The 14732-nt window shown below is 37.4% G+C and carries 15 protein-coding genes; 12 read left to right on the forward strand and 3 right to left on the reverse strand.

Going from position 1 to position 14732, the window contains the following annotated elements; genetic code table 11:
* Nucleotides 1-2 precede the first annotated feature (2 nt).
* Nucleotides 3-1265: an anthranilate synthase component I family protein gene (locus IEV57_RS08790; protein ID WP_188441803.1), complete on the reverse strand. Its 1263-nt coding sequence runs from the start codon at nt 1263-1265 to the stop codon at nt 3-5.
* A gap of 77 nt (nt 1266-1342) precedes the next feature.
* Nucleotides 1343-2065 (reverse strand): YceI family protein, encoded by a 723-nt coding sequence (locus tag IEV57_RS08795; protein ID WP_188441805.1) that lies wholly within the window; start codon nt 2063-2065, stop codon nt 1343-1345.
* Nucleotides 2066-2412: 347 nt separating this feature from the next.
* Between IEV57_RS08795 and IEV57_RS08800 the strand changes: the two genes are divergently transcribed.
* The 12 genes from IEV57_RS08800 to IEV57_RS08855 all read left to right on the forward strand — a co-directional run bounded on the left by IEV57_RS08800 (nt 2413) and on the right by IEV57_RS08855 (nt 13527).
* Nucleotides 2413-2655 (forward strand): hypothetical protein, encoded by a 243-nt coding sequence (locus IEV57_RS08800; protein ID WP_188441807.1) that lies wholly within the window; start codon nt 2413-2415, stop codon nt 2653-2655.
* Nucleotides 2637-2945, forward strand: a complete 309-nt coding sequence (locus IEV57_RS08805; protein ID WP_188441809.1) for a type II toxin-antitoxin system RelE/ParE family toxin — start codon at nt 2637-2639, stop codon at nt 2943-2945. The genes IEV57_RS08800 and IEV57_RS08805 overlap by 19 nt, the downstream gene beginning before the upstream one ends.
* A gap of 40 nt (nt 2946-2985) precedes the next feature.
* Nucleotides 2986-3501, forward strand: coding sequence for a gamma carbonic anhydrase family protein (locus IEV57_RS08810; protein ID WP_188441811.1), 516 nt, complete (start codon nt 2986-2988; stop codon nt 3499-3501).
* 278 nt (nt 3502-3779) lie between these two features.
* On the forward strand, nt 3780-4493 hold the full coding sequence (locus IEV57_RS08815; RefSeq protein ID WP_188441813.1) for an esterase family protein: 714 nt from the start codon (nt 3780-3782) through the stop codon (nt 4491-4493).
* Nucleotides 4494-4506: 13 nt separating this feature from the next.
* Nucleotides 4507-5463, forward strand: a complete 957-nt coding sequence (locus tag IEV57_RS08820) for an ATP-grasp domain-containing protein (RefSeq protein WP_188441815.1) — start codon at nt 4507-4509, stop codon at nt 5461-5463.
* 1 nt (nt 5464) lies between these two features.
* Nucleotides 5465-6571: a carboxylate-amine ligase gene (locus IEV57_RS08825; RefSeq protein WP_188441817.1), complete on the forward strand. Its 1107-nt coding sequence runs from the start codon at nt 5465-5467 to the stop codon at nt 6569-6571.
* Nucleotides 6572-6622: 51 nt separating this feature from the next.
* Nucleotides 6623-7438 carry a type 1 glutamine amidotransferase gene (locus IEV57_RS08830; protein ID WP_188441819.1) on the forward strand — a complete coding sequence of 272 codons (816 nt, stop codon included), beginning with the start codon at nt 6623-6625 and terminating at the stop codon, nt 7436-7438.
* Between the two features lie 4 nt (nt 7439-7442).
* A complete protein-coding gene (locus IEV57_RS08835; protein WP_188441821.1) occupies nt 7443-8636 on the forward strand; it encodes a hypothetical protein in 1194 nt (397 codons plus the stop codon).
* Nucleotides 8637-9179: 543 nt separating this feature from the next.
* Nucleotides 9180-10304 carry a Re/Si-specific NAD(P)(+) transhydrogenase subunit alpha gene (locus tag IEV57_RS08840; RefSeq protein WP_188441826.1) on the forward strand — a complete coding sequence of 375 codons (1125 nt, stop codon included), beginning with the start codon at nt 9180-9182 and terminating at the stop codon, nt 10302-10304.
* Nucleotides 10305-10306: 2 nt separating this feature from the next.
* Nucleotides 10307-10624 carry an NAD(P) transhydrogenase subunit alpha part 2 gene (locus IEV57_RS08845; protein WP_188441828.1) on the forward strand — a complete coding sequence of 106 codons (318 nt, stop codon included), beginning with the start codon at nt 10307-10309 and terminating at the stop codon, nt 10622-10624.
* Nucleotides 10621-12021, forward strand: coding sequence for an NAD(P)(+) transhydrogenase (Re/Si-specific) subunit beta (locus IEV57_RS08850; RefSeq protein ID WP_188441830.1), 1401 nt, complete (start codon nt 10621-10623; stop codon nt 12019-12021). Before IEV57_RS08845 ends, IEV57_RS08850 begins: the two co-directional genes overlap by 4 nt.
* Before the next feature lie 153 nt (nt 12022-12174).
* Nucleotides 12175-13527 (forward strand): hypothetical protein, encoded by a 1353-nt coding sequence (locus tag IEV57_RS08855; RefSeq protein WP_188441832.1) that lies wholly within the window; start codon nt 12175-12177, stop codon nt 13525-13527.
* Nucleotides 13528-13587: 60 nt separating this feature from the next.
* On the opposite strand, the gene IEV57_RS08860 is transcribed toward IEV57_RS08855, so the two are convergent.
* On the reverse strand, nt 13588-14730 hold the full coding sequence (locus tag IEV57_RS08860; RefSeq protein WP_188441834.1) for an AEC family transporter: 1143 nt from the start codon (nt 14728-14730) through the stop codon (nt 13588-13590).
* Nucleotides 14731-14732 lie beyond the last annotated feature (2 nt).

Raw genomic sequence — 14732 nt, forward strand, 5'->3', positions numbered from 1 at the left:
TGTTATGCTTCCATGGTTTTACCTGCCAACATTTCCATGATGGCAGAAGCTTTGAGCAAACACTCATCATATTCATAGGAAGCATCTGCATCAAAAGTTATCGCGCTACCCACTGCAAAAAAACCTTTTTGTGCTGTTTTATCGAAGAGAATACTTCTGATGATCACATTAAAATCCATATCTCCATTCTCCGAAATATGTCCAACCGTACCAGAAAACCATCCTCTTTGGAAGTTTTCGTGCCGTTCTATCAATTCCATACATTTGATTTTGGGTGCACCAGTCATGCTTCCCATGGGGAAGGTTGCATGAAAAAGTGCCTTCAAATTCACCTCATTTTGGCAAGTGGAACTTACTGTAGAGATCATTTGAAAAACTTTGGGAAATGCATAAACCCCGAAGAGTTCATCGACTTTCACGGATCCCGTTTCAGAGATTTTTGAAAGGTCATTCCGCATCAGGTCCACAATCATCAAATTCTCCGCACGCTCTTTTTCACTTTCAAATAATTGCGCTTTCAATAAGTCATCTTGCTGGGTATCAGCTCCCCTTTTGATTGTTCCTTTGATAGGTTGAGCGATCAGTTTATTTCCTTCTTTTTTCAAAAAGCGCTCTGGAGAAGCACAGATAAGATATTTATTTTCAGCTTTGAGCAGTGTAGAAAAAGGCATCGCGGAGTTTTTCATAAGATCCAAAAATCCTTGAATTGGATTCCATTGTGCTGTTTCAAATGAAAAAGCCATGCAATAATTCATCTCATAAATATCTCCCTCCACAATATGATTTTGGATGGAATGGATCGCTTTTTTGTACTCTTCTTTTGAAGTTTGTGGCTGGATTTCTACAGATGGATTAGGCTTTTGATTGATTTCAAATTGAACAATTTCTTGAAAAATATTTTCCGGATCACAACTGTTGATTCTGATTTCATTTTCTTCGAAATGAATGGATAATTCAGGAATAAAAAATACAGATTCCGGTAAATCCACCAAGGAAGGGTTCTGACTGACTAGTTTTTCTACTTTGTTTTTGTAGTCGTAGCTTAGGATACCCACCATTTCATTTTTCCCATAAAGATCAAAAGCTTGTTCAACCGTAAGCGATTTATTTCCAGCGTAGAACGCTTTCTTAAAGCCATTCAAAGGATAAAAAACTTGATTGTCATCAAAAAAAGTAAAGAGCGTATAGTTGTCTTCTGCCCAAAACAGAAGTTTTTCTAACCACTCTTTTTTTATTTCTTCTGGAATTTTAAAAGTTTGAACCATGCTGCAAATTTAACTTTTAAACACAAAAAAAGAGGAAACCTTACGATTTCCTCTTTCAATCAATTTTTATAGTTGGTTTAGTTTGCTTTGATATCAAAGTTGATACTTACTGTGTTGTAGATAAACTGATCTTTTGCTTTGTCTACTGCAGTGCTTTCGTCACCGTACATTAAGCCCCAGCTTGTTCTATCGATGTTGAATCCTGCTTGTGCAGAAACAACTCCATTATTGATAGCTACTACCGCAGGGAATTTGATGTTTTTAGTATTACCTCTCATCGTCAAGTTTCCTGAGATCCAATGTGTAGGAGTTCCTGAAATCAATTCAGAATCTTTCTTTGGAGTATTGTCAGTTACGAACTCCTCGTTGTCTTCAATTTGATCACCTGAGTTGTATGTTTCGATAGAAGTTACTTCAAACATTGCTTCTGGATGAGTTTCAGCATCGAAGAAATCTGCTGACTGAAGGTGACCCCAAAGTTTGCCATAATTCTCATCTGTCTCTTCAATATCCTGAATTTTCAATCCTGTGATATCAAAAACAAATTTACCACCAGTAATAGCTTCGCCGTCTACTACCAATTCACCTGAAGTAACTGGAATAAAACCGTAATGCTGACCAGCTGGCTTGTAACCTCTCCAATCTACTTTACTTGTAGATGCATCGATAGTTAGTGTAGAACCTGTAGCTTCACCTACTTCTTGAGCATCAGTAGTTTCTACTGTATCGCTTGGAGATCCACAAGATACCGCGATCAATGCTGCAGCGATAAACAAACCTGTTTGTTGTAATAATTTCATAATTAATTGTTGAATTTTAGTTTCTGATTTTAAATGTATATACACGAAAACCAATGTTGGCTAAAAAAGTTCATAAGTACGTAAAAAAAAATTATACAGGTGAAGGGTTTTTGTAAATCAGTGGACTCAGAATGTTGCTAAAGCATAAAAAAATGCTCGATATTTTTAAATTTAAAAGTCTTGGGCTGTATTTAGGACCGCTAGAACATAAATGAAATCCTCAAAATAAAGTAACTTTGAGTGTAATAAGACCATTTCTCTTTGATTAAGTAAAAAATAGAAAAGAGACGAAATAAAAATTTGAATGCTATCGATATGATTTTAATATTGGAATAAATAACAATGATATGAATAGTGCAGAAGAAATCAGAAATAGCATAATAGACCAGCTATTAACTATTTCAAACAAGGAATATCTAAAAGCTATATTTGAAATCATAAATAATAGCAAAAAAGAAGGTGAAAAAATTCAACTTTCAGATGCCCAAATTGCGATGCTAAATATGAGCGAGGAGGATATCAAAAAGAACCGACTAATTTCTCAAGAAGATTTGGATGAATCAGATTTAAAATGGCTAGAAAGTCAATAATTTGGACCAAAACAGCAGTTCGCCAAAGACGTGAAATTCTTAAGTATTGGGTGAATAGAAATAAATCTAACACCTATTCAAAAAAGTTGATCAAGAAGATCAAAAATAAAGTGACTTTTATATCAGAGAACCCAGAAGCGGGGAAATTGACTAATCATAAGGACAGCAGAGAATCTGCAATGGGAAACTTTAGCATTTACTATCAAATTGTCGAAGAATCAATCATCATCACTGCATTTTGGGATAATCGACAAGACCCAGATGAGTTAATTAAAATTTTAAAGTCATAGTCTTTAATCACTGATAAACTAATAATTAATACACTTAAAAATGCCCCTAATTAAAACTATCAAAGGAAAAAGTCCCCAAATGGGCGAAAACTGCTGGTTGGCAGATAATGCAACTGTGGTTGGAGATGTCATCATGGGTAAAAACTGCACGGTATGGTTCAATGCTGTCGTCCGTGGAGATGTGCATGAAATCAGAATCGGGGACGATACCAATATTCAAGATGGCGCAGTCATTCACTGTACATATCAAAAAGCTGGAACCTACATAGGCAATAAAGTTTCTATCGCCCACAACGCAATTGTACATGGCTGTACCATTCATGACAATGTTCTGATCGGTATGGGAGCAATAGTGATGGATGATGCCGTGGTACATTCAGGGGCAGTGATAGCCGCAGGGGCAGTTGTTCTAGCAGGCACAATCGTGGAAGCCAACAGCATCTACGCTGGAATGCCCGCCAAAAAAGTAAAGACTACTGGTCCTGAAATGCTAGAAGTCATCGAAAGAACAGCCAAGAACTATCCGATGTACGCGGAGTGGTTTAAGGAGGAATAGGGTTGCAATGGATTTTACATTACAATTAAGGTGATATATAATTATGGATTTTAGTGAATTGTTAACCATTAATGTATTACTCAAATTGTGAAATACCGTAGAATAAAACTACTTAAATAATATGAACCCTTTTTATAAATTTTTTTAACCTTTTTTCCAATTAATATATCATCAAAACCGATTTCAATAAAATATTTTACTGATTTTATTTTTAATAGCACATATTTTTTTGACTTTGGTCAATAACCCTTATTTTGGGGAATATTGAATATAAACACATGAAAGAAGAATATTTCAAATGGTACTCTCCAAACTTAAATAGAGAAGTGGAGATGTTGGTTTTTGGCCATGCAGGTTATCCAGTCGTTTTATTTCCTACCTCTATGGGCTCTTTTCATGAAAATAGAGACATGGGCTTAATAGAACAATGTAGGTGGTACTTGGAACAGGGACTAATTCAAATCTTCTGTCCAGAGAGCAATGACAAAAATAGTTTTTATAATAAAGGTATTCATCCGCATGATCGGATTCAGAACCATGTGGCGTATGATAAAATGATCAATCATGAAGTTGTCGAAAGAATTCGTCACAATACTGCAGTAGGAAAAGTCGCTATGGCAGGTTGTAGTTTTGGTGGTTACCATGCGGCGAATTATGCATTGCGCCATCCTGGATATGTGAGCCATATGTTCTCTATGTCTGGTGCTTTTGACATTCGCAGCTTTATGCATGGATACGAGCACGATGACATATTCTATCATTCACCTTTAGAGTTTTTGCATGGGCTTCATGATCCAGAACTCTGGAAAATGGATATTGTACTAGGCACTTCCAATTGGGATATTTGCTTTGATGCCAATATCAAACTCAGTGATATTTTGGAACAGAGAGGTGTAAGACATTGGCTAGATGTGAGAAAAGACAAAAATCACGATTGGCCCCTGTGGAAAGACATGTTTCCACATTATTTATCAAGAATAAAATTTAACTAAAGCATATCATCTTATGAAAAAAATAGGAATCCTTTTTGGCATGGAAGACACTTTTCCCCATGCATTTATCGAAAGAGTAAACGAAAAAAATGAAAAAGGCATAGTCGCTGAAGCGGTAAGTATAGATAAAGTTATCCAAAACCAACTCACAGAATACGCTGTCATTATTGATAGAATTTCTCAGGACGTTCCATTCTACAGAGCCTATCTGAAAAATGCAGCCTTGACAGGCACTGCTGTTATCAATAACCCCTTTTGGTGGTCTGCAGATGACAAGTTTTTCAACAATGCCTTGGCTGATACCTTGGGTGTTCCCCTACCCAACACAGTAATCCTACCATCTGCTGAACATCCTACGGATACGACAGCAAAGTCATTCAGAAATCTGGCTATGCCAATGGATTGGCAGGCGATTTTCGACTATGTGAAATTCCCTGCTTACATGAAGCCTTATGCCGGCGGTGGATGGAAGAATGTATATAGACTGGAAAACAAAGAGGAATTTTTCCAAAAACACCAAGAAACGGGTCAGCTCGTCATGATGCTTCAAGAAGAAATTGTATTCACGGAGTACTTTAGAGTTTATTGTTTGGGTGGAAAAGCCGTTCGCATCATGCAGTACGAACCACGCAATCCACATCATCTACGCTACGTCATCGATGGGCCACCGGTATCTAAAAAGTTGCTCGCAAAAGTAAAAGAATATACGCTGACACTCTGCAAGGGACTAGGCTATGATTTCAACACCGTGGAATTTGCGGTAAGAGACGGTATTCCTTATGCGATTGATTTCGGAAATCCAGCACCAGATGCAGACATCAACTCTGTTGGTCAGGAGAATTTTGATTGGGTAGTAGAAGAAGCTGCAAAAATGGCAATCGCATATGCGAAAAATCAAAAGCCAGGACAAATCAACCTCACTTGGGGTACATTTATGAAAGATGCTGTGAACTCCGCAAAACGTTTTTAAGATGAAAAAATTACCTGTTTTTACGCTAGGCGTAGAAGAAGAATACCAAATTATCGATCCCGACACCAGAGATTTGCGCTCCCACATGTCCAAAATCGTGGATGGGGCGAAGATTTTCCTCAAAGAGCAAGTCAAATCTGAGATGCACCAGTCTGTGGTGGAAGTAGGAACCAATATTTGTAATAATGTAGCAGATGCCAAAAAGGAAGTGGCTTTCTTGCGTCACAAAATCGTGGAGCTTGCAGCAAAGCAAGAGCTGATCGTTGGAGCAGCAGGGACGCACCCTTTCTCCAAATGGCAGGAGCAGGCCATCACTGATGATCCAAGATACCACCATATCATCAATGAACTTCAGGACACTGCCCGTTCCAACTTAATTTTTGGACTTCATGTACATGTGGGGATCGAAAATCGGGATATTGCCTTGAAGATAATGAATCAGGCCTGTTATTTTCTTCCTCACATTTATGCATTATCAGCAAATTCTCCATTCTGGGAAGGAAGAAATACTGGTTTCAAGGCATATAGAGCCAAGGTTTTTGCAAAATTTCCTAGAACGGGTTTGCCAGAGTATTTCGATTCTGTTCAGTCTTATGATAATTATCTTGACACCCTAGTCAAAACCAATTGTATCGACAATCCTAAGAAAATTTGGTGGGATTTGAGGATGCATCCATTTTTCAGTACCATAGAGTTCAGGATATGTGACATGTGTCTAACAGTTCAAGAAACAACTTGTATTGTAGCCTTGATTCAGGCGGTTGTTGCAAAACTTTACAAGATGAACCTGATGAATACCAGTTTCAATATTTACAGAATTGCCTTGATTCGTGAAAATAAGTTCAGAGCTGCTCGCTATGGTATCGAAGGTAAAATGATTGATTTTGGTGAAAAAAAGGAAGTAGAGTATAAAGATTTGATGGTCGAATTATTGGACTTTGTTGATGATGTAGTAGATGAATTGGGAAGTAGAGAAGAAATCAACTACGTCCATAACATATTAGCTGAAGGTACTGGAGCGGATAAACAACTAAAGGTTTGGGAATATACACATGACCTGAATAAAGTGGTAGACTTCATCACGAGTCAATTTACCAAAGGAATATAAAAATCCTGTGCGAACTAGCGTATCTTTGTGCAAATTTAAAAAAGCTTGAATATGATTAATGTAGCCATATTGGACATGAATGATGGGGAGCCCAATCAAGGGATGCGCTGCATTAAAGATATTGTTGGGAGATTTGAGGAAGACTTGTCCTTTCAGGTTTTTGATGTTCGCGGTCAGTCCCAAGTGCCACAACTTGAAGAGTATGATCTATACATTTCATCGGGAGGTCCAGGAGATCCTCTTGAAGGCAATGGAGACTGGGAAATCAAATACGCTCAGTTTCTAATTGACTTAATGAATTGGAACAAAGTCCACAGCAAGAAAAAACACTTGTTGTTGATTTGTCATTCCTTTCAAATAGCCGTTCATACATTTGGATTGGCTGCAATTACCAAGAGAAAATCTACATCTTTTGGAGTGATGTCTATCCATAAAACCCCCTTGGGGATGGAAGATCCTTTGTTTGAAAATCTTGAAAATCCTTTTTGGGCAGTGGATTCTAGGGACTTTCAAGTAGTCCAACCCAAGATGAAAAAATTCAAAGAAATGGGTGCAAAAATCATCGCAATAGAAAAAATGCGTTCACATCTAGAGTACGAGAGAGCTTTGATGGCTATTCGTTTTTCATACGAGGTCGTAGGTACGCAATTTCATCCTGAAGCAGATCCTGTAAGTTTTATGAATCACTTGAGAAAGGAAGATGTCAAACAGAAAATAATTGCAAAAAAAGGAAAAGCGAAATACAGAACTATGTTGGAACACTTGATGGATGAAGATAAAATCTATAAGACCAACGAAACCCTTATCCCAAATTTCTTAGAGAGTGCTATCAAAAAGATAAAAGAACAGACTTTGATTTTTCATTAAAAATATGATTCAGGAATATAGAAAGCATTTCAACAATCAATTCACTGAGGAAAAGCATCGTGAATTTATTCAGGATATTACAAATGATTTTGATTACTTACCTACTTTCCGTATTGCAGAAACGCCTTTTTTTATTTTAAAAGAGCTAAAAAAACAATTACTTGAAGGTACCAAGCAAGTAATAGATTTCGTCAAAAGGCCTGAATTCAAGACTCTTACTCAAAGAGCTCTTGATCTCAATACCGAGGTACCCAATGAAGACTCCCATACCCAATTCCTCGCAGTCGACTTTGGTATTTGTGAAGAAAATGGCCAAATTATTCCCAAGCTCATTGAGGTACAAGGTTTCCCCTCTGTATTCAATTTTCAGCAAAATCTATTTGATAAATTCTCAAAGCATTATCCATTCTTAAAGCAGTTTACTCCTTATTTTGATGGATTGAATACGGCAAGTTATCTGGCCAAACTCAAGGAAACGATCCTCAATGGTCATGATGTGAAAAATGTTGTTTTATTGGAAATTGAACCAGAAAAGCAGAATACTAAAATCGATTTCTACTATTGCAGCAGGGATTTGAAAATCCTAACGATTTGTGTCACAGAAGTGATCAAAAAAGAGAAGAAATTATTCTATAAAAATGACCTTGGAGATGAAATTCAAATTCATAGAATCTACAATCGAGTGATTTTTGATGAGTTGAACCTGAGAAAAGATCTGAATTTAGAATTTGATTTTAGGGAAGAATTAGATGTGGAGTGGGCAGGTCATCCTAACTGGTTTTTTAGAATCAGTAAATATATACTCCCTTACTTGCACGGACCTTATTTTATAGAATCTACCCTTTTAAGTGAACTTAAAGAGATTCCTGAGGATTTAGAAAATTATGTATTAAAGCCTCTTTTCTCCTTTTCAGGCAGCGGAGTGATTTTCCATGTCAAAAGATCAGACATAGATGCAATAAAAGAAAGAGACCTGTATATTTTACAAAAAAAGGTAAACTACGCTCCTATTCTTCAAGCTCCTGACGGAATGGTAAAAGCTGAAGTTAGAATTCTTTTGGCTTGGCCTGAAAAAGATCAAGAACCTACTTTGATGTCCAACTTGGTTCGTCTGAGTAGAGGCGAGATGATCGGTGTAAAATTCAATAAAGACAAAGATTGGGTTGGTGGGACGATTGGGCTATTTGAATCTGAGTAAACTTTTGATTTAACAAGCTTTTTCAAGGACCTTAAAACCTCAATTTTTCTCAAAACCCTTATAATTCTGTTCAATGTGAAGCATAAGAATCATGTATTCATATATAGCGAATTTCGAAATTGAATGCACCACATTGTCGAGGAGATAAAAGATAGTCCTAGACTGACCTAATCAGTATTTTCTAATTTTCAAAAAGATATGGTGAAGATAGATTGAAATTTCTCATAAGTCACAAAAAGACAGCATACTCAAAATTTAATTCCACTTTAAAATCTGATTTCGGTATATTTTTTTCAACACATACCTGATATATCGCTTCTTATCCTGATTTTAATCAGTTCATATCTGGATAAAAGTCATTTGTACAAAACAAAATTTTAAAAGTGAATTAAACTTCAACTTAATCAATCAAAAAAAGAACTTTTTACACTCTTTTTGTATGAAAATCACTTTCAATTCCTATTCTTTTTAATAGCTTTAAGGAATGAAACAATAGGTTTCAAAATAGGTTTGAACTCTTATTCATCGCTTTACACTATTTTCATGACCATAGGAATTTTAAAAGAACCGAAGGAGGAGTCTAGAGTGGCTTTGCTTCCTGAGGCTGTCAAGACATTACTTTCTTGGAACGCACAAGTTATTATTGAGACAGATGCCGGTTTATCTGCATTTACTGATAATGACACATACAAGGCCGTAGGCGCTTCAATTAAAAGTCGTGCGGAAGTCCTTGCTGAATCAGATATGATTTGCAGCATACAGCCACTTTCACAAGAAGAAATCTCAAAAATGAAACCTCAGGCCGTCCTTTTAGGTCAGATGGGCGCCTTATTCAATCCCGAATTGACGAAGTTTCTTGTTCAAGAAAAGCGAACTGCCTTCAGCATGGAGCTTGTTCCTAGAACTACACGAGCGCAAAGCATGGATGTTCTTTCATCTATGGCAACAGTAATCGGTTACAAATCCGTGCTCCTAGCAGCAAGTTCACTCCCTCGATTCTTTCCAATGTTCATGACCGCTGCGGGCAGTATTACTCCGGCAAAAGTCTTGATTTTGGGAGCAGGTGTCGCTGGATTACAGGCTATTGCGACAGCAAAAAGACTTGGTGCTTCTGTTTTCGCCTTTGATGTGAGACAAGCAGCCAAAGAAGAAGTACTTTCTCTTGGCGCAAAATTCGTGGATGTAGAAGGTGCCAAAGAAGATAAGGCCGCGGGTGGATACGCAGTAGAACAATCAGCTGAATTTATCCAAAAACAAAAGGATACCATTCACGAATATGCTGCAAAGTCTGATGTAATCATCACTACTGCACAGATTCCAGGAAGGAAAGCTCCTCTTTTGGTGGAAGAGAGAACCGTATTGGCCATGAAGCCAGGTTCGGTCATAGTTGACCTAGCAGCTTCGTCAGGTGGCAATTGTGCTCTAACACAAGCAGATCAAACCGTAGAAATCAATGGTGTGAAGATTATAGGTGTCGGAAATATCGCTTCTGAATTACCTCAAGATGCAAGTAAAATGTACGGCAAAAACTACATCAATTTCCTCAAATTAATCATCAAAGATGGGGAGATCAATCTCAATTTTGAAGATGATATTGTCAAAGGAACATGTGTTTGCCATCAAGGTGAAGCAGTAAATTCCCGTATTTCCGAAATGTTAACTCAATAAAAATGGAAGATTTATTAAATTTTATAGGCGACAATATGGAAATGATTTATTTCCTGATTCTCGCTATCCTTTTAGGAGTAGAAGTAATTTCTAACGTTCCAGCAATCCTCCATACTCCATTGATGTCTGGAGCCAATGCTATACACGGTGTAGTTGTGGTAGGCGCCATCATTGTGATGCTTCACGCATCACCCGATAATTATGCATCTCTGATCGTTGGCTTCCTAGCCGTGGTGATGGGTACATTGAATGTTGTCGGCGGCTTTGTGGTGACGGATAGAATGTTAGAGATGTTTAAGAAAAAACCTAAAAAATCATGAGTCTAAATATACTAGAAATCATTTATTTGATTGCTTCTCTGACCTTTGTGATAGGTTTGAAAATGCTAAGTCATCCAGAATCAGCTCGAAAAGGTAATTTGATAGCAGCTTTTGGAATGCTAATAGCAGTAATAGCTACAATTACAATTTATCAGCCTTTCGATAGTGCAAAAGCCATCAACTATGGCTTGATTGCATTGGGTTTGATTGTCGGTACCATCATTGGTACCATGATGGCCAAGAAGGTGAAAATGACAGCCATGCCTCAGATGGTATCCTTCTTCAATGGTATGGGTGGCGCTTGTGCTGCCTTGATTGCGATAATTGAGTTTCAAAATCACGAAACTAGCGTAAGTGGTTCTTTTGATGGTGAATTCTTGGTTATGCTTTTGGGCTTAATCATCGGTTCGGTATCTTTTTCTGGTTCTATGATTGCCTACGGCAAATTAGAAGGAAAAATCAAGGACAAAGTGCTTCCGATGAATCAGCTAATCAATATGGTTATGCTATTCACTATTGTTGCACTGACAGTATATCAGATGTTGGGTTATGGTGATGCTACGGTTTTCTATGTTCTTCTAGTGATTGCCTTGATTTATGGTATCCTATTCGTAATGCCAATTGGTGGAGCAGATATGCCAGTCGTGATTTCTTTGCTTAATTCCTTTACGGGTGTGGCTGCGGCATTTGGAGGATTCCTTTATGGCAATAAAGCAATGCTGACAGGTGGTATTTTGGTGGGTTCTGCGGGGACTATCCTGACCATTCTAATGTGTACTGCGATGAACCGTTCATTGACCAACGTACTACTTGGAGCCTTTGGTGGTGCAAAAGCAGGTGGAGCAAAAGGAGAAGTAGGTGATCAGACAGCCAAAGAAATTAGCATTACTGATACAGCAGTATTACTTTCTTACTCTCAGAACGTGGTGATTGTACCAGGTTATGGTTTGGCAGTAGCTCAAGCACAACATATTTGCCACGAACTCGAAAAACTGCTGGAAGACAAAGGTGTCAATGTGAATTATGCCATCCATCCAGTTGCAGGACGTATGCCGGGTCATATGAATGTATTGCTTGCTGAAGCCGACGTTCCTTACGAGCGGATGCAAGAAATGGATGAAATCAATCCTAGAATGCCTAATACCGATGTAGTCATCGTGATTGGAGCAAATGACGTGGTGAATCCTGCTGCTAAAAAAGATCCCTCCTCTCCTATTTATGGAATGCCTATCCTAGAGGTAGATCAAGCCAAAAATGTGATTATTCTAAAAAGAGGAATGAGTGCAGGATATGCAGGGATTGAAAACGAATTATTCTTCTATCCGAAAACCAGAATGCTATTCGGAGATGCTAAAGACTCTTTACAAAAACTTGCCGCAGAAGTCAAAGAAGTTTAAGCAAGAAAATATTCCAAGTTAAAAATTTGTTTTTCAGGTATTAATCACTTGTGTAATGAAAATAATTAAGGAAGGCTTTATAAAGGTCTTCCTTTTTTTTATATAATTTTACTTTTAGTAACATTTAACTCTTTTCTAATTTTAGATCTCTTTATGAAAAAACATCTTTTGACATTGTCACTTTTACTTGGAACAGGGGTGCTGGCTATGGCGCAAAGCCCTTTCATTGGTGTCCAAAATAGCCCAAGAAAAAGCATGATCAGCAGTATGATGAATCCTGCAGAAATTAACAACTTAGACAAAAAGATAGAAGTCAACTTTCTATCTATCAATAGTTCTTTCAATAACAATACAATCACTTTTGGAAACATTTTAGAATTTGGAGGAGATGTTGTTGATGTTGCCTTTCAAAATGCAGGAAGTACTGTCAATATGCGGACAGACCTCTCTATCTTAGGCCCATCATTTGGTATAAAAAGTGGGAAATGGGCTTTTGGGTTTAGTACACAGGCTTTTCTGAAAGCTGATATCGTTGATTTAGACCCAACCTTAGGTCAATCTATTTTGGATATTGCATTTGAAAGTTCAAACAGTATAACTTCCATTTCAAGTAATTATAATCAAAGAGTAAATGCAGCAGGATGGGGAGAAATGGGCTTTCTCTTAGGACGTGAAATTATAAATACAGAAAAGCACAAATTTTCGATTGGAGCTACTGCCAAACTTCTATTTCCAGGATCTTATGCCAATTTTGGTCTTGACAGACTTAGCGCAGTAATTGTTCAAGATGAGTTTGAAGTAAATTTGACTGAGGCAACTGGCACACTCAATTTATCATATTCTGAAGAGGATTTTGATGGTGGTAATTTTGGGCTAGGAACAAATGGTTTTACTTTTGGAAAAGTAAATGGAATTGGTTTTGACCTCGGTGGAAATTACCAATTAAAAGACGCCGAAGGTAGATCAAAATTAAACTTGGGGCTTTCCATCAGAAATCTTGGCAGCATGACTTTTGCCGAAGGTCAAATTAATAATACCTACAGCATGAATATTCCTGAAGGAGAGTTTTTTAGCTTGGATCAACTCAGTAGTAATTTGGACGAGGTAGAACAACAACTTTTGGCTAGCGGATATTTCACCAAAACAACTGAAACAGATGGAATTAAAACCAATCTTCCTTCAATAATCTCTGGATACGCAGAGGTGAAATTTTTGAAAAATCTATATGTGAGTGCATACGGGCAAGTAAGAACTGGTGATGATTTTGCAAATGAAACACTGACGGCTCAGAACTTATTTGTAATTACGCCAAGACTTATCTTAGGAAAGTTTGAAGTTTACTCACCATGGTCCAAAACAGATGTTTCAGGTTATGCTGGTGGATTAGGCTTGAGATTTGGAGGATTCTTCATGGGCAGTAATTCTATTTTGACTGGTCTAACAGTAGATACCAAACAAGCTGATTTTCATGTTGGCCTGAGTTGGGGATTTGGAAGATATAATTAAAAAATAAAATAAGCCTCCACAAAATGCGGAGGCTTATTTACTATCAAACCTTGTAAACCACTATTTTTTAGTCTGCTGGACTATCTTTAAAACCTTTACGGGCAGTGTACCAAATCCAATGTCCGTGCTTTTGATGTATTGAAAAACTTTTGGAATTACAGAAATGATAAGCATCACGATTCCAAATAACAATACATGATAAGGATTGGTGAAATATGACCCTGATGTAAATATCCCAAGTATTAATAATGTACTAAAAGGCATAGAAATCGCAAGCACATTTATTCCAAGTTCCAGATCAAAAGTTGGATTTGATTCCAATTCCTTATTTCCAATTTCCATTGATCGGACGGCAGACATGTGTGCAAAAGGCCAAAAACTCACTGCGCTTTGAGGAAAAACTACAGCCAAAAGAATTGCTGCTTCGTTTGGCATTGGAACAAGCAACACGAATACCCCACTCAAAAGAAATACAAATCCCGCTCTAAATGTCAATAAGGATGCAATCATTCTCAATTGAGCCCATTTGAAAACCACTGCTATTCCTATAAATAACAACACAAGCGGAGTCATCATATTCTTCATCATCAGTATAGCATCACTCAAAAAAATAGGCATGCTTTCTAAATTCACACCAAAACTTAAAAGCAAAATTGCTGAGATAATCACCATGTTAATAGGTTCCTTCACCATAGAAAGAAGCAGCTGCTTAATTTTCTCGGTATTTGATCTGGCTGTCAATCGGTGATTTTTGTAAAACCAAGACATCGCTAACATATAAGCAATCAGCAGAACAAAGACTTTATTACCAATATCAGATAATGCCGCCCAAGCAAGAATATCGTCTCCAAGGTATTCCACCACAAAAGGAAAACAAGTCAATCCAGGAGCTAGTGAAGGAATCAAAAGCATCAATGTCCGCATCGATGCAGTCCCTTCTTCCACTCCAAATACAGGCATGATATAGCGAGTCATAAGCAGCATAAGTAGATTGAAGAGCAAGGCAAGCAGAGGTAAAATCATCAAGTCTGCATTGATCTCTATCTTCAGCAAGGCTACAAAAATCATAGCTGGTAATGCTATATCTAAAATTATGGTCTTTATTCCTTTATTCTGATCCGCATTTGAAAATTTCCTTTTCAGGAATATCCCCAATAGAATTAACAAAAGAAGCGATAAGGTTTTTTGTAAAGCAATACTCATTT

Source organism: Belliella aquatica (assembly GCF_014637795.1).
GTDB lineage: Bacteria > Bacteroidota > Bacteroidia > Cytophagales > Cyclobacteriaceae > Belliella > Belliella aquatica.